The 20,763-nt window shown below is 70.7% G+C and carries 16 protein-coding genes; 6 read left to right on the forward strand and 10 right to left on the reverse strand.

Annotated features, from left to right (window positions below; translation table 11 throughout):
- Nucleotides 1-8 precede the first annotated feature (8 nt).
- The 5 genes from ABZ928_RS32895 to rpsA all read right to left on the reverse strand — a co-directional run bounded on the left by ABZ928_RS32895 (nt 9) and on the right by rpsA (nt 5,458).
- On the reverse strand, nt 9-389 hold the full coding sequence (locus ABZ928_RS32895; RefSeq protein WP_361527017.1) for a tetratricopeptide repeat protein: 381 nt from the start codon (nt 387-389) through the stop codon (nt 9-11).
- 50 nt (nt 390-439) lie between these two features.
- A complete protein-coding gene (gene coaE, locus ABZ928_RS32900; protein WP_361527019.1) occupies nt 440-1,066 on the reverse strand; it encodes a dephospho-CoA kinase in 627 nt (208 codons plus the stop codon).
- An 81-nt stretch (nt 1,067-1,147) separates the two neighbouring features.
- Nucleotides 1,148-2,086 (reverse strand): PAC2 family protein, encoded by a 939-nt coding sequence (locus tag ABZ928_RS32905; protein ID WP_361527021.1) that lies wholly within the window; start codon nt 2,084-2,086, stop codon nt 1,148-1,150.
- Between the two features lie 115 nt (nt 2,087-2,201).
- Nucleotides 2,202-3,722: a flavin monoamine oxidase family protein gene (locus tag ABZ928_RS32910; protein ID WP_361527391.1), complete on the reverse strand. Its 1,521-nt coding sequence runs from the start codon at nt 3,720-3,722 to the stop codon at nt 2,202-2,204.
- A gap of 236 nt (nt 3,723-3,958) precedes the next feature.
- Nucleotides 3,959-5,458, reverse strand: coding sequence for a 30S ribosomal protein S1 (gene rpsA / locus ABZ928_RS32915; protein WP_361527023.1), 1,500 nt, complete (start codon nt 5,456-5,458; stop codon nt 3,959-3,961).
- Between the two features lie 368 nt (nt 5,459-5,826).
- On the opposite strand from rpsA, the gene ABZ928_RS32920 reads away from it, so the two are divergent.
- Complete coding sequence (locus tag ABZ928_RS32920) at nt 5,827-6,663, forward strand: class I SAM-dependent methyltransferase (protein ID WP_361527393.1); 837 nt, start codon at nt 5,827-5,829, stop codon at nt 6,661-6,663.
- A 4-nt stretch (nt 6,664-6,667) separates the two neighbouring features.
- Nucleotides 6,668-9,160 carry an ATP-dependent helicase HrpB gene (hrpB, locus tag ABZ928_RS32925; protein WP_361527025.1) on the forward strand — a complete coding sequence of 831 codons (2,493 nt, stop codon included), beginning with the start codon at nt 6,668-6,670 and terminating at the stop codon, nt 9,158-9,160.
- On the opposite strand, the gene ABZ928_RS32930 is transcribed toward hrpB, so the two are convergent.
- The 3 genes from ABZ928_RS32930 to ABZ928_RS32940 all read right to left on the reverse strand — a co-directional run bounded on the left by ABZ928_RS32930 (nt 9,150) and on the right by ABZ928_RS32940 (nt 12,147).
- On the reverse strand, nt 9,150-10,139 hold the full coding sequence (locus ABZ928_RS32930) for a DUF3068 domain-containing protein (protein ID WP_361527027.1): 990 nt from the start codon (nt 10,137-10,139) through the stop codon (nt 9,150-9,152). The two genes, hrpB and ABZ928_RS32930, sit on opposite strands and share 11 nt — an antisense overlap.
- A gap of 21 nt (nt 10,140-10,160) precedes the next feature.
- A complete protein-coding gene (locus ABZ928_RS32935) occupies nt 10,161-10,295 on the reverse strand; it encodes an SPW_0924 family protein (protein ID WP_361527029.1) in 135 nt (44 codons plus the stop codon).
- Between the two features lie 145 nt (nt 10,296-10,440).
- Complete coding sequence (locus tag ABZ928_RS32940) at nt 10,441-12,147, reverse strand: lytic transglycosylase domain-containing protein (protein ID WP_361527031.1); 1,707 nt, start codon at nt 12,145-12,147, stop codon at nt 10,441-10,443.
- A 286-nt stretch (nt 12,148-12,433) separates the two neighbouring features.
- Between ABZ928_RS32940 and ABZ928_RS32945 the strand changes: the two genes are divergently transcribed.
- Entirely contained in the window at nt 12,434-13,276 is an 843-nt protein-coding gene (locus tag ABZ928_RS32945; RefSeq protein WP_361527033.1) for a DUF4184 family protein, read from the forward strand.
- On the opposite strand, the gene ABZ928_RS32950 is transcribed toward ABZ928_RS32945, so the two are convergent.
- A complete protein-coding gene (locus ABZ928_RS32950; RefSeq protein WP_361527035.1) occupies nt 13,209-13,619 on the reverse strand; it encodes a hypothetical protein in 411 nt (136 codons plus the stop codon). The genes ABZ928_RS32945 and ABZ928_RS32950 overlap by 68 nt on opposite strands.
- A gap of 324 nt (nt 13,620-13,943) precedes the next feature.
- Nucleotides 13,944-16,670 (reverse strand): DNA polymerase I, encoded by a 2,727-nt coding sequence (polA, locus tag ABZ928_RS32955; RefSeq protein ID WP_361527037.1) that lies wholly within the window; start codon nt 16,668-16,670, stop codon nt 13,944-13,946.
- Nucleotides 16,671-16,895: 225 nt separating this feature from the next.
- On the opposite strand from polA, the gene ABZ928_RS32960 reads away from it, so the two are divergent.
- The 3 genes from ABZ928_RS32960 to ABZ928_RS32970 all read left to right on the forward strand — a co-directional run bounded on the left by ABZ928_RS32960 (nt 16,896) and on the right by ABZ928_RS32970 (nt 20,506).
- A complete protein-coding gene (locus tag ABZ928_RS32960) occupies nt 16,896-19,187 on the forward strand; it encodes an FdhF/YdeP family oxidoreductase (RefSeq protein WP_361527039.1) in 2,292 nt (763 codons plus the stop codon).
- Nucleotides 19,188-19,246: 59 nt separating this feature from the next.
- Nucleotides 19,247-19,738, forward strand: a complete 492-nt coding sequence (locus ABZ928_RS32965; RefSeq protein ID WP_361527041.1) for a hotdog fold thioesterase — start codon at nt 19,247-19,249, stop codon at nt 19,736-19,738.
- A 162-nt stretch (nt 19,739-19,900) separates the two neighbouring features.
- Nucleotides 19,901-20,506: a Tat pathway signal sequence domain protein gene (locus tag ABZ928_RS32970; RefSeq protein ID WP_361527395.1), complete on the forward strand. Its 606-nt coding sequence runs from the start codon at nt 19,901-19,903 to the stop codon at nt 20,504-20,506.
- Nucleotides 20,507-20,763: the final 257 nt, after the last annotated feature.

Genomic DNA, 20,763 nt, shown 5'->3' on the forward strand with positions numbered 1-20,763 from the left:
GCCGGCCCTCAGGACTCGAACCGCGCCGCCCGCAGATACTGCGGGTTCGGGTCCAGCGCGGCCGCCAGCCGGAAGTGGCGCTTGGCCTCGTCGGGGCGCGCCTGTCGCTCATAGGTGCGGGCGAGCGCGAAGTGGGCGAAGGCGTTGTCCGGCTCGCGCTCCAGGACGATGGTGAACTCCAGCTCGGCGGGACGCAGTTGCGCGGCCGCGAAGAAGGCACGTGCGCGCAGCAGCCGGGCGGCGGTGTTCTCGGGGTGCGCGGCGATGACGGAGTCGAGCAGCTTCACCGCGCCCCGCGGATCCCGTGCGGCGAGCAGATGCTCGGCGGCACGGAAGTCGATGACATGCGTCTCCGGAGTACGTCCGGTGGAACCGCTGGTCTCGGGCACGGCAGAGTCCTTCCCTCACTGGAAGGGTTCAACGCCCGGACGGGGGGCCGCTATTCCTGCGACGACTGCGCCACCTGGGCCGCGTGGGCTCTTCGTACGAGTTCGGCCCATACGTCCGCGACGCGTCGTCGCAGGTCGTCCAGGGGTACGTCGTTGTCGATGACGATGTCGGCGATCTCCCGGCGCTTCTCGCGGGTCGCCTGGGCGGCCATCCGCGCGCGGGCGTCCTCCTCGGTCATGCCGCGCAGGCGCACGAGCCGGTCGAGCTGGGTCTCGGGGCTCGCGTCGACGACGACCACGACGTCGTAGAGGGGCGCGAGGCTGTTCTCGGCGAGGAGCGGGACGTCGTGGATCACGACGGCGTCGTCCGCGGCCGCCGATTCCAGCTCGCGGGAGCGGGCGCCGACGAGCGGGTGCACGATCGAGTTGAGCACGGCGAGCCTGTCGGGGTCGGCGAAGACGATCGAGCCCAGCTTCGGCCGGTCCAGGCTGCCGTCGGCGGCGAGGACGTCTGGGCCGAAGGCCTCGACGATCGCCGTCAGCCCCGGCGTACCGGGTTCGACGACCTCGCGCGCGATACGGTCCGCGTCGATCAGCACGGCCCCGCTCTCCACGAGCAGCCGTGACACCTCGCTCTTGCCGGCGCCGATCCCACCGGTCAGGCCCACTTTCAGCATGCGGGAAAGCTTAGGACCCGCCACTGACAACGCACCCCGCGGAGGGCGCCCCGCCACTGGCGGCGCACCCCGCGAAGCCCGTCAGCCGTCGCCTTCCCGCTCCGCCAGGAACTTCTCGAACTCCCGCCCGATCTCGTCCGCCGAGGGGATGTCCACCGGCTCGGCGAGCATGTTCCCCCGGGTCTCGGCGCCCGCGGCCGCGTCGTACTGGTGTTCAAGGCCCTGGACGAGGGCCACGAGGTCCTCGTCGCCCTCCTGGATCTGGCGGTCGATCTCGGTCTGCGTGCGGTGCGCCTCGGTGCGCAGGGCGTGCGCGATGCCCGGCAGGACCAGGCCGGTGCCGGAGGTGATGGCCTCCAGGACGGTCAGCGCCGCGTCCGGGTACGGAGAGCGGGCGATGTAGTGCGGGACGTGCGCGGCGACGCCCAGTACGTCGTGTCCTGCCTCCATGAGGCGGTACTCGACGAGCGCCTCGGCGCTGCCGGGGACCTGCGCCTCGTCGAAGGGGCTGCGGTGGCCCGGGACGAGGTCGTTGCGGTTGCCGTGCGGGGTGAGGCCGACGGGGCGGGTGTGCGGGACGCCCATCGGGATGCCGTGGAAGTTCACGGACAGGCGGACGCCGAGCCGCTCCACGATCTGCTGGACGGCGGCGGCGAAGCGCTCCCACTCCACGTCCGGCTCGGGCCCGGACAGCAGCAGGAAGGGCGCTCCGGTGGTGTCCTGGACGAGCCGCACGTCGATGGTGGGCTCCTCGTACTCCGTCCACCGGTCGCGCTTGAAGGTCAGCAGCGGGCGGCGGGCGCGGTAGTCCACGAGCCGGTCGTGGTCGAACCGGGCGACGACCTGGTGGGGCAGCGAGTCGAGCAGCCGGTCGACGATCTGGTCGCCGGTCTCGCCCGCGTCGATGTATCCGTCGAAGTGGTAGAGCATGACAAGGCCTGCCGACTCCTGGGCGAGCGCCATGTCGACGACGTCCAGGCCCTTCGGCTCCCATGCGTACAAACCCTGCGGATCAAGCACAGTGACCGCTCCTCCTCGTGTTCGTACTGCACAACGCGCCCCGGGACGTGGGCATTCCCGCCCACGCCCCTGATCAGCCACGTCTTACGGGGTTCTCATGTGCCGCTCCACCGCGTCACGAGGCGAGCACGCGCGCGTGGAGGGCTGTCACGGCCTTGCGGGCCGAGGTGAACGCGCCGTGCTGCCAGGCGTCGGTGTAGCTGAGCCAGTCGCCGGCGAACGAGACGCGGCCGGCGGGTTCGTTCAGCGGCTGGTAGCGGGTGTCGTCGGGACCGCCCGGGGTGTTGTGCCAGGCGGCCTCCAGATGCGGTGTCTGACGCCAGTGGTGGGAGAAGGAGGAGACGAGTTCGCTGCGGTACTTCTCGCCGTAGATCTTCACGCCCGCGGCCACCGCCCGCGCCTCGCGCTGCCGGGGGCTGAGCTTGGCGTACGTGTCCGCGTCGCCGCCGTAGTTGTAGTAGCCGATGAGGATGCCCCGCTCGCCGTGGAAGCCGTACGACGGGTGCCAGATGTGGGTGATGTCCTGGTCGGTCTCGGTGATGCCGCCGTAGATGCGGTGGTCGAGCTCCCACCAGCGGGAGCGGTACTCCAGGCCGATCTTGGCGGCGGAGGACGGGGTGATGGCCTCCAGTGCGGACTGCACTCCGGAGCCGAGGTTGTGCGGGATCTTGGCGAGGATGTTCGGCGGGAGCGCGGCGATGCAGTAGTCGGCGTCGACGGCCTTCCTGCGGCCGCCCTGGGTGTAGGTGACGGTGACGCCGCTCCCGGTGTCGGTGATTTTCGTGACCGCCGCCCCTGTACGTACCCGGTGGGCGCCGACCGCACGCGTGAGCGCCTTGGGTATCTGGTCCATGCCGCCCACGGGCTGGAACATCAGCATGGCCTGGTCGAAGCCGAACTCGAAGGAGAAGTACCGTCCGACACCGCTGGCGAAGACATCGGAGGCGCTCGGCACGTCCCCGAGCAGCACGCCGGGCGTCCCCGCGGCGGCCGGTACGGTCGTGTAGCCGCGCCGCTCGCCGCCCTCGTACGCCAGGGTGTCGCCGAGCTCGCCCCAGTCCTTGAGGAACTCGACGAGCCGCTCCTGGTCGTCGGCCGTCAACTCCTGGTCGAGGGCGCCCTTGTCGGTGGCCTTGGCGAGCAACTCCGAGACATAGCCGTAGACATCGGCCTTCGCGGTCCGGTAGCGCATCGGCTTCGTCATCCCGGCCGACTCGTTGTACAGGTACGCGTCCGCGTTGACGTTGGTGAACACCTCGATGGGCACGCCGAGTTCACGGCAGTAGTCGAGGGTGACCATCCACTGCGGGATCCGGGCGGGCCCGGCGTTCATGTAGTGCCCGTCGGCGAAACGGGCGGTCTGCGTGTTGCCGTACAGGTCGGTCGTGGTGTCCCCGCCGCGTACGGTGAAGTTGCGTCCGCCGGTGCGGTCCCTGGCCTCCAGGACCGTACAGTCATAGCCCGCTTTCCCGAGTTCGTACGCGGCGGTCAGCCCGGCGATGCCGCCTCCGACGATGACGACCTTCGCGGCGCCGCGTCCGGTGAGCGTGAAGTCGCTCGTGCTGAGCGCCCGGAAGGGCTGTTCGGCGGCTTGTGCGGTGGGTGCGAGCCCGAGGGCGCCCATGGTGGCGAACATGGTTCCCGCGCCGCCGGTGAGGCCCACGTTGCGCAGGAACGCGCGTCGGCTCTGAGTGTGTGCCATGAGTTCGGCTCCCCTTTTCCGATCTTGAATGACCGGGGAAGCGTCCCAACGACCCGTTACGGCACAGGGGTTACTCGTGTATCCCACACGTTTCTGCGTGAGCACATGGCTGAGGGCCCGTACCTCGAAAGGTACGGGCCCTCAGTTATGAGCTAGTGCTCAGTGAGCGATCAGCTCTGGCCGCCGGCCAGCTTCTCGCGCAGAGCGGCAAGCGCCTCGTCCGAAGCAAGGGCACCGGAGGTGTCCGCACCCTCGGAGGAGTACGAGCCGCCACCGCCCGCGGCCGGAGCCGCACCCGCGGCGTCGCCACCCTCGGCAGCGGCAGCGGCGTCGGCCTCGCGGCTCTTGATGACCTGCTGCTGGTGCTGCTCGAAGCGGGACTGCGCCTCGGCGTACTGGTTCTCCCACACCTCACGCTGGGACTCGAAGCCCTCGAGCCAGTCGTTGGTCTCGGGGTCGAAGCCCTCGGGGTAGATGTAGTTGCCCTGGTCGTCGTAGGACGCGGCCATGCCGTACAGGGTCGGGTCGAACTCGACCGAGGCCGGGTCGGCACCGAAGGACTCGTTGGCCTGCTTCAGCGAGAGGCTGATGCGACGACGCTCGAGGTCGATGTCGATGACCTTGACGAAGATCTCGTCGTTGACCTGGACGACCTGCTCCGGGATCTCCACGTGGCGCTCGGCCAGCTCGGAGATGTGGACCAGACCCTCGATGCCCTCGTCCACGCGGACGAACGCACCGAACGGAACCAGCTTGGTGACCTTACCCGGGACGACCTGACCGATCTGGTGGGTCCGGGCGAACTGCTGCCACGGGTCCTCCTGCGTCGCCTTCAGCGACAGGGAGACACGCTCGCGGTCCATGTCGACGTCGAGGACCTCGACGGTGACTTCCTGGCCGACCTCGACAACCTCGGACGGGTGGTCGATGTGCTTCCAGGACAGCTCGGAGACGTGCACCAGACCGTCGACGCCACCCAGGTCCACGAAGGCACCGAAGTTGACGATCGAGGAGACGACGCCGGAGCGGACCTGACCCTTCTGGAGGGTGGTGAGGAACGTCTGGCGGACCTCGGACTGGGTCTGCTCCAGCCAGGCACGGCGAGACAGGACCACGTTGTTGCGGTTCTTGTCCAGCTCGATGATCTTCGCCTCGAGCTCCTTGCCCACGTAGGGCTGGAGGTCGCGGACACGGCGCATCTCGACCAGGGAGGCCGGGAGGAAGCCGCGGAGGCCGATGTCGAGGATGAGACCACCCTTGACGACCTCGATGACGGTACCGGTGACGATGCCGTCCTCTTCCTTGATCTTCTCGATCGTGCCCCAGGCACGCTCGTACTGAGCGCGCTTCTTGGACAGGATGAGACGGCCTTCCTTGTCCTCCTTCTGGAGAACGAGGGCCTCGATCTCATCGCCCACGGCGACGACCTCGTTGGGGTCGACGTCGTGCTTGATGGAGAGCTCGCGGCTCGGGATAACGCCTTCGGTCTTGTAACCGATGTCGAGCAGGACCTCGTCCCGGTCGACCTTCACGATGACGCCGTCGACGATGTCGCCGTCGTTGAAGTACTTGATCGTCTCGTCGATCGCGGCGAGGAAGGCTTCCTCGTTACCGATGTCGTTGACCGCAACCTGCGGGGTGGTGGCGGTGGTCTCGGTGCTGCTCGTCATGTGGGAAAGGGCTCCGGTTACGGACAGAAAGTCGTAGGTACTGCTACGCCGGGAGCCCGTATCGCTCTGAAGAAGCCAGACAGCCAGGGAAGCGCCAGACCAGAAAAAATCCGATGACGCCTCGAAAACCGAGGGGACATACAACAGATGCGAGCGCAGCCTGCTACGTCTGAGGTGCGCAGGCCCGCAGCGCAACTTGTAGCATACGGGGGCAGCCGGACAGGGTCAATGCGCGAAGGCGCACACCCGGGGCGGATCGCCGCATACCCGGCACAAAACCTGTCTCACGAGGCCACGCAGGCCCGATGGCGCCCCTTTCGTGACGGCCGCCGCGACAGGTTGGACGGAAGAGTACGACGAGGGAGCCGATCATCCAAGAGCCCAAATCGCCCGCGCCGCTGTCACAGCCCGACGACGAGCCGGAAGCGGTCCGCCGTGAGGCGAACGTCACGGAGAGCTCCCGGGCCAACCGGGGGTGGTGGGACCGCAACGCGGACGAGTACCAGGTCGAGCACGGCACGTTCCTCGGCGACGACCGCTTCGTATGGGGACCCGAGGGCCTGGACGAGATCGAGGCCGAGCTGCTCGGTCCGCCGGAGGAGCTGAAGGGCAAGGACGTCCTGGAGATCGGCGCCGGCGCGGCCCAGTGCTCGCGCTGGCTGGCCGCGCAGGGCGCCCGCCCGGTCGCCCTCGACATCTCGCACCGCCAGCTCCAGCACGCGCTGCGCATCGGCGGAACGTTCCCCCTCGTCTGCGCCGACGCCGGCGCCCTCCCCTTCGCGGACGCCTCCTTCGACCTGGCGTGCTCGGCGTACGGGGCGCTGCCCTTCGTCGCGGACCCGGTGCTGGTGCTGTCGGAGGTGCGCCGGGTGCTGCGCCCCGGCGGCCGTTTCGTGTTCTCGGTGACCCACCCGATCCGCTGGGCCTTCCCGGACGAGCCCGGCCCGGAAGGGCTGAGTGTCTCGGCCTCGTACTTCGACCGCACGCCCTACGTCGAGCAGGACGAGAACGGCCGCGCGGTGTACGTCGAGCACCACCGGACCGTCGGCGACCGCGTCCGGGACATCGTCGCGGCGGACCTGCGCCTGGTGGACCTGGTGGAGCCGGAGTGGCCGTCCTGGAACACCTCGGAGTGGGGCGGCTGGTCCCCGCTGCGCGGGAATCTGATCCCGGGCTCGGCGATCTTCGTGTGCGTACGAGACTGAGCGTGTGATCCGTTACGACGCCCTGGACGCCCTTCCGGTACGCGGTGCCCTGCCCGCCCTGACCGACGCCCTGGAGGCGCACGGCACCGCCGTCCTCGTCGCGCCGCCCGGAACCGGCAAGACCACCCTGGTGCCGCTGGCGCTGGCGGGTCTCCTGGACTCCGGCGCTCCCGCGCGGAGGGTCGTCGTCGCGGAACCGCGCCGTATCGCCGCCCGGGCCGCCGCCCGGCGGATGGCGTGGCTGCTGGGCGAGAAGCCCGGCGACAACGTCGGGTACACCGTGCGCGGGGAACGGGTCGTCGGGCGGCACACACGCGTGGAGGTCGTCACGACGGGTGTGCTGCTGCAACGCCTCCAACGCGACCAGGAGCTCGCGGGCGTCGACGCGGTGATCCTCGACGAGTGCCACGAACGCCACCTGGACGCGGACACGACGGCGGCCTTCCTGTGGGACGTACGGCAGGCCCTGCGGCCGGAGCTGCGGCTGGTGGCCGCGTCGGCGACCACCGACGCGGAGGGCTGGGCCCGGCTGCTCGGCGGGGCGCCGGTCGTGGCGGCGGCGGGCGTCTCGCATCCCGTGGAGGTCGTGTGGGCGCCGCCCCTACGGCCCGTGCGGCCGCCGCACGGGATGCGGGTGGATCCGGCGCTGCTGACGCATGTGGCGTCGGTGGTGCGGCGGGTGCTGGCCGAGCGGGACGGGGACGTGCTGTGTTTCCTGCCGGGTGTCGGCGAGATCGCGCGCGTCGCCGGGCAGCTCGGCGATCTCGGCGGGACCGAGGTGCTCCAGGTGCACGGGCGGGCTCCGGCGGCCGTGCAGGACGCGGTACTGGCACCCGGGAAGCGGCGCCGGGTGGTCCTGGCGACTTCGGTGGCCGAGTCCTCCCTGACGGTGCCCGGGGTGCGGGTCGTCGTGGACTCGGGGCTCGCGCGGGAGCCGCGCGTCGACCACGCGCGCGGGCTGAGCGCGCTGGCGACGGTACGGGCCTCACGCGCGGCCGGCCGGCAGCGCGCGGGACGGGCCGGGCGGGAGGCGCCGGGCGCGGTGTACCGCTGCTGGGCGGAGGCCGAGGACGCCCGTCTGCCGCTCTTCCCGGCCCCGGAGATCAAGGTGGCCGACCTGACGGCGTTCGCCCTCCAGACGGCCTGCTGGGGCGACCCTGACGCCTCCGGGCTGGCGCTGCTGGATCCCCCGCCGGGCGGCGCCATGGCCGCCGCGCGGAGCGTCCTGTCGGCGGTCGGCGCGGTGGACGCCGGCGGCCGGGCCACGGAGCGGGGCGTACGGCTGGCCCGCCTCGGCCTGCATCCACGGCTCGGCCGGGCCCTGCTCGACGCGGGGGCCTCACGTGAGGTGGCCGAGGTGGTGGCGCTGCTCAGCGAGGAACCGCCGCGGGAGTACGGCGATGACCTGGCGGCCGCGGTGCGCACGGCCCGGCGCGGCGGCGACGCCTACGCGGGACGGTGGCGCACGGAGGTACGCCGGTTGCAGGCCCTCGTGTCCGAGCCGGGCTCCTCTCCTTCTGTCACGGACGACGCCCTCGCCGGGCTCGTCGCCGCGCTCGCCTTCCCCGAGCGGGTCGCCAAGGCGGACGGCGGTTCCTATCTGATGGTGTCCGGGACGCGTGCCGAGGTCCGGGAGGGCACCGGGCTGCGCGGGGCGCCCTGGATCGCTGTCGCTGTCGCGGACCGGCCCGTCGGGAAGGGGCACGCGCGTGTGCAGCTCGGTGCGGCCGTCGACGAGGAGACCGCGCGGCGGGCCGCCGGGGCGCTGCTCGACACGCGGGACGAGGTCCACTGGGCCGACGGGGACGTCGTGGCGCGGCGCGTGGAGCGGCTGGGGGCGATCGAACTGGCGGTGCGCCCGCTCAAGAACCCGGACCCCGCCCTCGTACGGGAGGCGCTTCTCGAAGGGCTGCGGCAGGACGGGCTGGGGCTGCTCAGGTGGTCGCCCGAGGCGGGCGTACTGCGGCAGCGGCTCGCCTTCCTGCGGCTGCGTCTCGGGGAGCCGTGGCCGGACGTGTCCGACGAGGCGCTCCACGCGCGCGTGGACGAGTGGCTGGAGCCGGAGCTCGGCAGGGCCCGGCGGAAGGGCGACCTTGCGCGGATCGACGCCGGGGAGGCGCTCGCGCGGTTGTTGCCGTGGGCCTCGGGGGAGGCCGCGCGGCTCGACGAACTCGCGCCGGAGCGGATGACCGTACCGAGTGGGTCCAGAATCCGGATCGACTACGCGAACCCCGAACAGCCCGTGCTCGCCGTGAAGTTGCAGGAGATGTTCGGGCTGCACGAGTCGCCGCGGGTCGCGGGGGTCCCGTTGCTCGTCCATCTCCTGTCCCCCGCCGGGCGTCCGGCGGCCGTCACCGCCGATCTCGCGTCCTTCTGGAAGGACGGCTACAAGGGGGTGCGGGCGGAGTTGCGCGGGCGGTATCCGAAGCATCCGTGGCCCGAGGACCCGGCGGGCGCCGAGCCGACGCGGTACACGAACGCGCGGCTCAGGCGGTGACCGGTTCGGGGGCGGAGTCCGTGGCGGGTTCCGGTTCGTCCGGGCGGCGGCCCCGGGCCTCCAGGTAGAGCGAGAGGGCCAGCAGGAGGACGCCGAGGCCCGCGAAGCCCCAGGGCAGGTACGAGGTCATCAGGAGCACCAGGGTGCGGTTGGACTTGACCAGGTCGACGGTGTGCTCGATGTAGTCCTCGCGCATCTTCACATGGCCGGCGAAGGCGGTGACCTTGTCGCGGTCGCCGAGGAGGGTGCCGCCGCGCAGTTCCTCCTTGTGGATCTCCTCGCCGTAGACGGGGGCGCCGGTGACGGGTTCGACCCAGAACTTGCGGACCGTGGTGTACCAGCGGGTCGTGCCGGTCTTTTCGAGCTGCTCGGGGGTGATGCCCGCTATGGGCAGCTTCTTGGGCCACTTGACCTGGGTCCAGGGGATGGTCTGCTCGAAGTAGTAGACCTCCAGGCCGCGGAAGTTCTGGGTGCCCTTGTAGTGGATGGGGGACGAGGTGCGGGTCTGGGCGTCGAAGTACTCGTAGTCCCGTTTCTCGGTCAGGAAAGGCCACTTGAATTCGAGGCCCTCGCGCTTGACCGGGTCGCCGTCGACCATCTCGCCGGTGGCGTGGACCGGTTCCTGGGTGTGGGCGTCGAAGATGTACCGCTCGGGGATGTAGGCGACCTGCTGTCCGTCGGGGCCCTGCGCATAGGAGAGGCCGTCCCAGACGACGACGTCCCGGCCGAGTGTCTTCTCGATCTCCTCGGAGGCCTCTACGTTGCCTTTGAGGGTCTGCACGATGGTGACCTTGGAGACCTTCTTGACCTGCATGGAGTTGTCCATGAGGGTCGCGTCCTTCGCCTCCAGGACCATGTCCTGGTACTGGCCGGCCGGGATCTTGGCCAGGCGCGGGAAGGCGTACCAGCGCAGCAGTGGGGACAGTGCCGCGAAGAACACGGCGAGGGCGAGCAGGATCAGGCTGGCCTTGCGGCGCATCTCGGCCTCCCTCCCGGGCGGTTACGGGTGTGACGGCACCGTCGTCAGCAGCGGCTTCGGGGACGTCTTGCCGGCCGGCGACCCCATCGCGGTGATCGTGAAGACCAGGGCGAGCGCGACGGCGAGGCCGATCGCGGCGGCGATCAGGGCACGCATACGGGCCTCCCGACGGACTGGAACTGATAGGTCGTCAGATCCGGCACCGTAGCAACGGGAGGGCGAGATGAGAACACGTCGCACACGACGACGGCGCCCCTCCCGGCGGGGGGCGCCGTCATGGCCGTACGAAAGGAACGAGCCGCTACGCGCTCGGGCTGGCCGACGGGCTCGGGGACTCCGTGGACTCGGTGGCCGCGGCCACAGTCAGTTCGACGGTCAGGGTCGCGCCGCCGGAGGTGTTGATGCGGAGCAGGAAGGTGCCGGTGGTGTCGTCCGAGTACAGCTTCGGCAGCTTGAGCAGGCCGTCGGCGTCCGTCTCCAGGCCGGTGAGGGTGCGTACGGTCTTGCCGTCCGCGTCCTTGAAGTAGGGGCCCTTGGTGTTCTGGGTGGCGTCGTCCGCCGAGGTGATCAGGGTGGCGGTGGCCGCGACTCCGTCGGCGACGGCGCCGCCGTAGGTCGCCTTCACCTCGACCTGGTCGGCGAACTCGCCGCCCGGGGTGCAGGTCAGGGCGGTGTCGCTGGTGCGGACGAGGGTGTCGGCGACGCGTTCGGTGACGGTCGCCGCGTAGTCGAGGCCGGTGACCGCACGGCCCACGACGGTGGTGCGGACGGTGAACTCGCCCGTCTTCTCGCCCGCCGTCAGGACAGGGGCGACGGCCACGCCGGAGCTGTCGGTGATCACCGTGGCGACGCTCTCGCCGCCCGTGAAGGTGGCGTCGGTGTCGCCGACGATCGTGAAGCGGATGCGGACCTTGCCGACGGCCTTGCCGGCGGAGGTCTCCGCGCGCGTGCTGATCCTCTTGGTGAAGGCGTCGCCGGCCTGCGCGGTGAGCTTGGCGGTGCCCGCGTCCTCCAGGTGGTCCACCGTGTCGGTGGGGGTGGGCGTCGGGGTCGGCGTGCTGGGCGTCGACGGGGTGCTCGGGGTGGCGGGAGTGCTGGGCGTCGCCGGCGTGGTCGGCGTGGCAGGTGTCGACGGCTCCGTGGGCGACGGCGAGGGGCTCGCGCCGCTGTCGTCGTCGCTGCGGTTGCCGGGGAGGCTGCCGGTGCCGTCCGGGATCTCGTGGGTGCCCTTGCGGTAGTACTCCAGCCACGACAGGACGGTGTTCAGGTAGTCCTGCGAGTTGTTGTAGCTGAGGATCGCGCTGTTGAGGTCGGACTGGGTGGAGAGGTCCCAGCCGTAGCGGCACAGGTAGTGGCCGGCTGCGAGCGCCGCGTCGTAGATGTTGTTGGGGTCCTTCTGGCCGTCGCCGTTGCCGTCGCGGCCGGCCCACTCCCAGGTGGAGGGGATGAACTGCATGGGGCCGACGGCCCGGTCGTAGACGGTGTCCCCGTCGTACGCGCCGCCGTCGGTGTCGCTGATGTTCGCGAAGCCGACGCCGTTCAGCTTGGGGCCGAGGATCCTGCCGATGGTGTTGCCGTCCGCGTCGACACGGCCGCCGCGAGCCTGACCGGACTCGACCTTGCCTATCGCGGCGAGGAGTTCCCAGGGCAGATTGCAGCCGGGCTTGGACTCCTGGAGCGCGGATGCGGCCTTCTTGTACGCGTCGAGGACGGTCGCGGGTATCCCGGCCTCGGCCGAGCCCGTGGCGGCGGGGGTGCTGCCCGTGGTCGGTGCGGGGTTCGGGCTGTTGAGCGGCGGGAGGTCCGTGTAGTACGGCGAGTTGCCGGTCGCTCCGCCGTCGTCGCCGGTCGCGTCGGGTGAGGGCTGGGCGTCGGCGGTGGTCGATCTGCCGCTCTCGTCGACCGTCACGCCGGGCGCCTGGGACGCGGACAGTGCCGCGACCGCAGCCGCGGCGACGGTGGTGGCCACCGCTCCCTTGCGCAGCCTCCTGCCGAATTGCGCCGACATAAAGTGAACCCCTCCCGTGGACGCCCGAGCGTCCGTCTCCGTACGACGTGCTCGTCATGGTGTGACGATCGACCCGTGGTGCGGGTTGCCCCCGTGGAGCTATTCAGTGCCGCGTTCTTCTGTTCGACCGCACCCCCGGCGCGGTGACCCAGGCGACCCTACGACAACTTGCTTTCCTCGGGCACCCTCCCCCATAGCCCTAAAAGCATGGGAGGTGCCCCCAGTGCCCGGTTTTCACCGATTGGCCATACTGGGCCGTCCGACCACACCGAATCCGGGGGCCTTCTTGCCGTTCACGCTGAGCCACGCAGCCGCTGTACTGCCCGCTTTACGCACCGACGGCACCGGCCGGGGACGACTGGTCCCGGCGGTGCTGGTGGCGGGTTCCTTCGCTCCCGACATGACCTATTTCGCGGCGAGTGTGCTGTCCGGGGCGATGGAGTTCGGGGAGTTCACCCACTCCTTCGCGGGCGTCTTCACCGTCGATGTGCTCGTGGCGTGGGCGCTGGTCGGGTTGTGGTTGCTGGTGCGTGAACCGTTGGTGGCGTTGGTTCCGATGAAGGGGCAGGGACGGGTCGGGGCGCTGACGCGGTGCGGGGCGGCACGTGAGCGTTTTGGGCCGTCGCTGGTGGTGCGGTGGTATGTGTCGGCGGCGCTGGGGGCGTTGACGCATGTCGTGTGGGACGCGTTCACGCATTTCGACCGGTGGGGGATGCGGTTGTTCCCCGTGCTGGGCGAGACGATCGCGGGCTCGCCGCTGTACTGGTATCTGCAGTACGGCGGTTCGGCGGTGGCCGCGGTCGTGATCGCCGGGTTCCTGGTGTACGCGCTGCGGCGGGCGCCCGCTGTGGCGGCGACGGGGGTGCCCGCGCTGTCCCGGGGCGACCGGTGGTGGGCCGGTGTGCTGATCGGCGGGTGTGCGCTGGTGGGGGCGGTGGAGCGGGCCTCGCGGTGGTGGGACTACTGGGGGTCCACCGCGAAGCCGTTCGAGCTGATCGCGCCGCTGTGCTTCGGGGCGGGCGCCGGGCTCGTGCTGGGGGTGCTGGTGTACGCCGTGGGGGTCAGGGTGCGGCGTCCGGTTCCGGTGCGGGGCCCTGGCCGGGAGCTGAGCCGTCGAGACGGTCGGTGACGGTGCCTGCGGTGGCGGTCGCGGTCGCCATGAACACGGTGACCGTCCGGATCTGGCGGGAGCGGGGCAGAACCGTCAGGAGAAGGGCGAGGTAGCTGCGGGCCTGGTCTAAGGCGAGGCGCCAGTTTCTGCGGGTGAGGCGGTGGCGGAGGCCTGTTGTCCTGGTGCGCAGTGCTGTTGCCAGGGCGGTGGCGTCGGTCAGGGTGGCCAGGTGGTCGGTCGGGATGCGGGCCGTGCTGGCCGTTGCCGCGAAGGGTGGGACCGACGGGGGTGGGGTGGACGTGGTCGCATCGGTGGTCGCCTGCGCCGGAGCCGTCTGGCGGTGGAGCGTGCGTATACCCATGTCGGCATCTTTACGGGCGGGGAGGTGGGGGGCGTGTTGTCGGGGACCACGTGGGTGACGGGGGTGTGGTTCTCGCCCCCGCCGCCCCTACCCGTCCCATCCCCCAGGGGGCTGCGCCCCCTTCGACCCCCCGCGGGAGGTGGGGGCGGGGAGGGTTCGTGGGCAGGTGCGGGTGCGTGGGGGCTGGTCGCGCAGTTCCCCGCGCCCCTAGGTCGGCTTCCCGTGCCGGCAGCTTCGAGCAGCCCGGTGTTCTCCGAACTGCACCGTCCGCCCCGCCCGACCACTCCCGCCCAGCGCCCCAAGCCCCCGCCCCACCGCCGGAGGCTAGTGCGCCGCCGATTCCCAGTCCGGGCCCACTCCCACCGACACGTCCAGCGGCGCCCGGAGGTGGACCGCGTTCGCCATCTCCCGGCGGACGAGTTCCTCGACCTGGGTCCTCTCCCCCGGGGCGATCTCCAGGACGATTTCGTCGTGGACCTGGAGGAGCATGCGGGAGGCGAGGCGGGCGTCCGTCAGGGCCTTGTCGACGTTGAGCATGGCGATCTTGACGATGTCGGCTGCCGTGCCCTGGATGGGGGCGTTGAGGGCCATGCGTTCGGCGGCCTCGCGGCGCTGGCGGTTGTCGCTGTTGAGGTCGGGGAGGTAGCGGCGGCGGCCGAAGAGGGTGGCCGTGTAGCCGGTGGCCCTCGCCTCGTCGACCGCGCGGCGCAGATAGTCCCGGACGCCGCCGAAGCGCTCGAAGTACGTGTCCATGAGGGCACGTGCCTCGCCCGCGTCGATGTTCAGCTGCTGGGACAGGCCGAAGGCGGACAGGCCGTACGCCAGGCCGTACGACATGGCCTTGATCTTGCGGCGCATCTCGGCGTCGACGTCCGCGCGGTCGACCGCGAACACCTGGGAGGCGACCGTGGTGTGGAGGTCCTCGCCGGAGGTGAAGGCCTCGATGAGGCCCTCGTCCTCGGAGAGGTGGGCCATGACGCGGAGTTCGATCTGGCTGTAGTCCGCGGTCATCAATGATTCGAAGCCCTCGCCCACCACGAAGCCCCGGCGGATCGCCCGGCCCTCGTCCGTGCGGACCGGGATGTTCTGGAGGTTCGGGTCGGTGGAGGACAGGCGGCCGGTCGCCGCCACCGTCTGGTTGAAGGTGGTGTGGATACGGCCGTCCGCCGCGACCGTCTTGATCAGGCCCTCCACGGTCACGCGGAGCTTGGCCTGCTCGCGGTGGCGGAGCATGATCACCGGGAGTTCGTTGTCGGTCTGGGTCGCCAGCCAGGCCAGGGCGTCGGCGTCCGTGGTGTAGCCGGTCTTGGTCTTCTTCGTCCTGGGCAGGCCCAGTTCGCCGAAGAGGACCTCCTGGAGCTGCTTGGGCGAGCCCAGGTTGAACTCGTGCCCGGCGGCGGCGTGTGCTTCCTTCACCGCCTGCTGCACGGCGCCCGCGAACATCTGCTCCATGGCCTCCAGGTGGGCCCGGTCGGCGGCGATGCCGTGCCGCTCCATGCGGGCCAGCAGGATGGAGGTGGGCAGTTCCATGTCGCGCAGGAGGTCCGCGGCGCCGACCTCCTGGAGGCGGGCCTCGAAGGCCTCGCCGAGGTCGAGGATGGCGCGGGCCTGGACCATGAGGGCCTCGGCCTCGGCGCCGTCGTCCGCGCCGAAGGCGAGCTGGCCGTCGGCCGCGGCGGCGGGTGCCAGTTCCCGGTGCAGATACTCCAGGGACAGGGCGTCCAGGTCGAAGGAACGGCGGCCCGGCTTGACGAGGTAGGCGGCGAGGGCGGTGTCCATGGCGACGCCGGCGATGCTCCAGCCGTGCTCGGCGAAGACCCGCATCGCGCCCTTGGCGTTGTGGAAGACCTTGGGCTTGCCGGCGTCGGCCAGCCAGGCGGCGAGCGCCGTCTCGTCGGACTCGTCGAGTTCCGTCGGGTCGAGCCAGGCCGCGGCTCCCCCGGCCGCCGCGAGGGCGATCTCGGCGACCGAGCCGGTGCCCAGCGCCCAGGTGTCGACGGTGGCGACGCCGAGGGTGCCGGTGGCGTGCTCGGTGAGCCAGGCGGCCAGCTCGCCGGTGCCGAGCACGGTGCCGTCGAGGTCCACCCCGGCGGTCGCGGCCGGGGCCGGCTCGGCCTCCTCGGCACCCGGGTCGACCGCGAGCAGGCGCTCGCGCAGGGACGGGTTCCTGATCTCCAGGGTGTCGAGGATCATGGCGAGGGTCTTGCGGTCGTACGGGGCGCGCTCCAGGTCGGCGACCGTCTTGGGGAGCTCGACGGTGCGGACCATCTCGGTGAGGCGGCGGTTGAGCTTGACCGCCTCCAGGTGGTCGCGGAGGTTCTGACCGGCCTTGCCCTTGACCTCGTCGACGCGCTCGACGAGGTCCGCGAAGGAACCGAACTGGTTGATCCACTTCGCGGCGGTCTTCTCGCCGACGCCGGGGATGCCGGGGAGGTTGTCGGACGGGTCGCCGCGCAGGGCCGCGAAGTCGGGGTACTGGGCGGGGGTGAGGCCGTACTTCTCGAACACCTTCTCCGGGGTGAACCGGGTCAGCTCCGAGACGCCCTTCGTCGGGTAGAGCACGGTGGTGTGCTCGCTGACGAGCTGGAAGGAGTCCCGGTCGCCGGTGACGATGAGGACGTCGAAGCCCTCGGCCTCGGCCTGGGTGGCGAGCGTGGCGATGATGTCGTCGGCCTCGAAGCCGTCGACCGCGAACCGCGAGACGTGCATCGCGTCGAGGACCTCGCCGATCAGCTCGACCTGGCCCTTGAACTCGTCCGGGGTCTTGGAGCGGTTGGCCTTGTACTCCGTGAACTCCTCGGAGCGCCAGGTCTTGCGGGAGACGTCGAAGGCGACCGCGAAGTGGGTCGGCGCCTCGTCGCGCAGGGTGTTGGCCAGCATCGAGGCGAAGCCGTAGATCGCGTTGGTCGGCTGGCCCGTCGCGGTCGTGAAGTTCTCCGCGGGCAGCGCGAAGAACGCGCGGTACGCCAGCGAGTGCCCGTCCATGAGCATCAGGCGCGGACGGGTGCCGCCGGGGCTGTTGTCGGTCTTCTTCGCTGCTGTCTCTGCCACGTCCCCGATCCTGCCACGAGCCACTGACAGTCGGACCACACCGCCGACACCCGCCCGACACCCGCCGCGACGCCACCCCTCCCACCCAGTTGCCCCTTCCGCAACTATTGCTTGATACGCAACCATGGCCGATGTCCCGCACCCGCTCCGGCCACCTCGGTTGTCGGCGTTGCGTGCGAGGATCGGAGACGTACCTCACATGTGCACGCGAAGGAGAACGCCGCGATGGCCACCAAGCCGCCCAAGGGCGATCCGGTTCAGGACGCCCCCCAGGTCGCCGAGCCGAAGCACGCGGCGGCCGGACTGCCCGCCATCGGGCACACCCTGCGGATCGCACAGCAGCAGATGGGCGTCAAGCGCACCGCGCTCACCCTGCTGCGGGTCAACCAGAAGGACGGCTTCGACTGTCCCGGCTGCGCCTGGCCGGAGCCGGAGCACCGGCACAAGGCGGAGTTCTGCGAGAACGGCGCCAAGGCGGTCGCCGAGGAGGCCACCCTGCGCCGGGTCACCCCGGAGTTCTTCGCCGCGCACCCCGTCACCGACCTCGCCACCCGCAGCGGCTACTGGCTGGGACAGCAGGGGCGGCTCACCCACCCCATGTACCTCCCCGAGGGCGGCACCCACTACGAGCCGGTGAGCTGGGAGCGCGCCTTCGACATCGTCGCCGAGGAGATCGCCGCGCTCAACTCCCCCGACGAGGCCCTCTTCTACACCTCGGGCCGCACCAGCAACGAGGCCGCCTTCCTCTACCAGCTGTTCGCGCGCGAGCTCGGCACCAACAACCTGCCGGACTGCTCCAACATGTGCCACGAGTCCTCGGGTTCGGCGCTCGTCGAGACCATCGGCATCGGCAAGGGCAGCGTCCTGCTCGAAGACCTCTACAAGGCCGACCTGATCATCGTCGCGGGCCAGAACCCCGGCACCAACCACCCGCGCATGCTCTCCGCCCTGGAGAAGGCCAAGGCGAACGGCGCGAAGGTCATCAGCGTCAACCCGCTGCCCGAGGCGGGCCTGGAGCGGTTCAAGAACCCGCAGACCCCGCAGGGCATGCTCAAGGGCGCCGCCCTCACCGACCTGTTCCTCCAGATCCGCATCGGCGGCGACCAGGCCCTCTTCCGCCTCCTCAACAAGCTGATCCTGGAGACCGAGGGCGCCGTCGACCAGGCCTTCATCGACGAACACACCCACGGCTTCGAGGAGTTCGCCGAGGCCGCCCGCGCCGCCGACTGGGACGAGACGCTCACCGCGACCGGCCTCACGCGCGCGGAGATCGAGGAAGCCCTCGCCATGGTGCTCGCCTCGCAGCGCACCATCGTCTGCTGGGCCATGGGCCTCACCCAGCACAAGCACGCCGTGCCGACCATCCGCGAGGTCGTCAACTTCCTCCTCCTGCGCGGCGACATCGGCCGCCCGGGCGCCGGCGTCTGCCCGGTCCGCGGCCACTCCAACGTGCAGGGCGACCGCACCATGGGCATCTTCGAACGCCCCGCCCCCGCCTTCCTCGACGCCCTGGAGAAGGAGTTCGGCTTCGCGCCCCCGCGCGAGCACGGCTACGACGTCGTAGGGGCCATCCAGGCGCTGCGCGACGGCGAGGCGAAGCTCTTCTTCGCCATGGGCGGCAACTTCGTCTCCGCCTCCCCCGACACCGAGGTCACCGAGGCGGCCATGCGGCGCGCGCGGCTGACCGTGCACGTGTCGACGAAGCTGAACCGCTCGCACGCGGTCACGGGCGCGCGTGCCCTGATCCTGCCCACCCTCGGCCGCACCGAGCGCGATCTCCAGGGCAGCGGCGAGCAGTTCGTGACCGTCGAGGACTCCATGGGCATGGTCCACGCCTCCCGCGGCCGCCTGGAACCGGCGAGCACTCACCTGCTCTCCGAGCCCGCCATCGTGGCCCGCCTGGCACGCCGCGTGCTGGGCGACGAGTCCCGTACGCCGTGGGAGGAGTTCGAGAAGGACTACGCCACCATCCGCGACCGCATCGCGCGCGTGATCCCCGGCTTCGAGGACTTCAACGCGCGCGTGACTGATTCTGCTGGTCGCCCTGGAGGCTTCACCCTCCCGCACGCCCCGCGCGACGAGCGCCGCTTCCCCACCGCCACCGGCAAGGCCAACTTCACCGCCGCGCCCGTGGAGTTCCCCGAACTGCCCGAGGGACGGCTGCTGCTCCAGACGCTGCGCTCGCACGACCAGTACAACACCACCATCTACGGCCTCGACGACCGCTACCGGGGCATCACAAACGGCCGCCGGGTCGTCCTCGTCAACCCCGAGGACGCCCAGCGCCTGAAGCTCGCCGACGGCTCCTACGTGGACCTCGTCAGCGAGTGGAAGGACGGCGTCGAGCGGCGGGCACCCGGCTTCCGGGTCGTGCACTACCCGACCGCGCGCGGCTGCGCGGCCGCCTACTACCCGGAGACCAACGTCCTCGTCCCGCTGGACGCCACCGCCGACACCAGCAACACCCCGGCCAGCAAGTCCGTCGTCGTCCGTCTGGAACAATCGGCGACCGACTGAGCGTTTGCTCAGTCGAGTGATCCCGACGTGAGCGATCCCGACGAACGGAGCCGGGCCCCATGGGCGAGCAGCAGCACGTGAAGTTCCCGCAAGAGGTCATCGACGAGTACGCCGCGCTCGGCGTCGACCTGCCGGCCCTGTTCTCCGCGGGACACCTCGGCACACGCATGGGCGTGCAGATCGTCGAGGCGTCCTCGGACCGGGTCGTCGGGACCATGCCGGTCGAGGGCAACACCCAGCCGTACGGGCTGCTGCACGGCGGCGCCTCCGCGGTCCTCGCCGAGACCCTCGGCTCGGTCGGCTCGATGCTCCACGGCGGCAGCTCCAAGATCGCCGTCGGCGTCGACCTCAACTGCACCCACCACCGGGGCGCCCGCTCCGGCCTGGTGACCGGCGTGGCCACACCCGTGCACCGGGGGCGCTCGACGGCGACGTACGAGATCGTGATCAGCGACGAGGACGGGCGGCGCGTCTGCACCGCGCGGCTGACCTGTCTGCTGCGGGACGTCAACCCCGGCGACGGCGCGCACATAGCGGCGGCGGCCGGCTGACGGCACCCCGCCGCAAGCGACGACCTCTGGCCCCGCCCCTCCCCCAAGGCCTAGCGTCGGGACATGGGAACGGGAGGAGCCCACATGAGCGGTGTGGGGCCGGTCGAGCCGGGCGAGGGCACGGTGACCGGCGTGGGCCCCGCCGTGCCCGCCGGATCCCCCGTGACCGGCATAGGCCCCGTGGAGCCCGGTGAAGGCACCTGGGACGCCCTCGACGACCCGCTGCGCCCCCGGCGCCCCCGGGGGCGTCTCGCCGCGTCCTACGACCGGCACCGGCGCGCCACCCTCGCGACCGCGACCGCCGTCGGTGTGCTCGTGGGCGGCGGCTATCTGTACGCGACGCGTCCCGAGCCGCCGGCGCCGCCGCCTCCGCCGTATCCGTCCCAGGTGACGGACATGCACTTCCTGAGCCCGGAGGCCACGCCCGCGGGGGCGCCGCCCAGGAGCTTCAGCTTCGGGGTGGAACTCAGCGTGCTCGCCGGGCCGCCGGTGACCGTGACCAGGATTTCCCAGCCGTATGCCGGTCTGTCCGTGAAATCGACCCCAACGGCTCCATTCCGGACGACAGCGGGCGCAAGCCGCAAGATCGTTGTCACCATGCAGGTGACCCAATGCAGGAAAGTGCCATGGAACGCCGGGCTCCCTTTCCTTGACGTAACTCTACGTAATACGCGCGCAATAGAAGTCCACAGCTTCATCCTCGGACAGCGCTATGCGCAACAGCTCTCGGACGCCCTACAAGTCGCCTGCAGCAACAGTTTCGGGTAATTACCAAAACACCCGAGACACCTGAACAACCCCAGGGGAGTCCTGCGGGTTCTCACAATGCGGACAGGGCGAATCGGTCTGAATTCCGCTGTTCCACCCAGTCAGTACCGCTCTGCATTACGACGTGTCATAACAAGAGCGTCACAGCCTCCCCCAGACCCTCCTCCACGATCCCCGCACGCGCTTAGAGTCACGCCCAGTCACCGCGCCACTGGATTGTCTCGTCAGGCACCCGCGCAGCGACTCGGCCGCTTCCA

Origin of the sequence: Streptomyces sp. NPDC046909, assembly GCF_040644695.1 — a bacterium.
Lineage (GTDB): Bacteria > Actinomycetota > Actinomycetes > Streptomycetales > Streptomycetaceae > Streptomyces.

What these genes read in the sequence shown, in the direction of transcription:
- ABZ928_RS32930 (WP_361527027.1), bottom strand. Translation starts at nt 10,139, where the DNA reads ATGCGCCGCAAGGCCAGCCTGATCCTGCTCGCCCTCGCCGTGTTCTTC.
- ABZ928_RS32910 (WP_361527391.1), bottom strand. Translation starts at nt 3,722, where the DNA reads ATGTTCGCCACCATGGGCGCCCTCGGGCTCGCACCCACCGCACAAGCC.
- ABZ928_RS32965 (WP_361527041.1), top strand. Translation starts at nt 19,247, where the DNA reads ATGGGCGAGCAGCAGCACGTGAAGTTCCCGCAAGAGGTCATCGACGAG.
- ABZ928_RS32960 (WP_361527039.1), top strand. Translation starts at nt 16,896, where the DNA reads ATGGCCACCAAGCCGCCCAAGGGCGATCCGGTTCAGGACGCCCCCCAG.
- ABZ928_RS32935 (WP_361527029.1), bottom strand. Translation starts at nt 10,295, where the DNA reads ATGCGTGCCCTGATCGCCGCCGCGATCGGCCTCGCCGTCGCGCTCGCC.
- ABZ928_RS32940 (WP_361527031.1), bottom strand. Translation starts at nt 12,147, where the DNA reads ATGTCGGCGCAATTCGGCAGGAGGCTGCGCAAGGGAGCGGTGGCCACC.
- ABZ928_RS32950 (WP_361527035.1), bottom strand. Translation starts at nt 13,619, where the DNA reads ATGGGTATACGCACGCTCCACCGCCAGACGGCTCCGGCGCAGGCGACC.
- rpsA (WP_361527023.1), bottom strand. Translation starts at nt 5,458, where the DNA reads ATGACGAGCAGCACCGAGACCACCGCCACCACCCCGCAGGTTGCGGTC.
- coaE (WP_361527019.1), bottom strand. Translation starts at nt 1,066, where the DNA reads ATGCTGAAAGTGGGCCTGACCGGTGGGATCGGCGCCGGCAAGAGCGAG.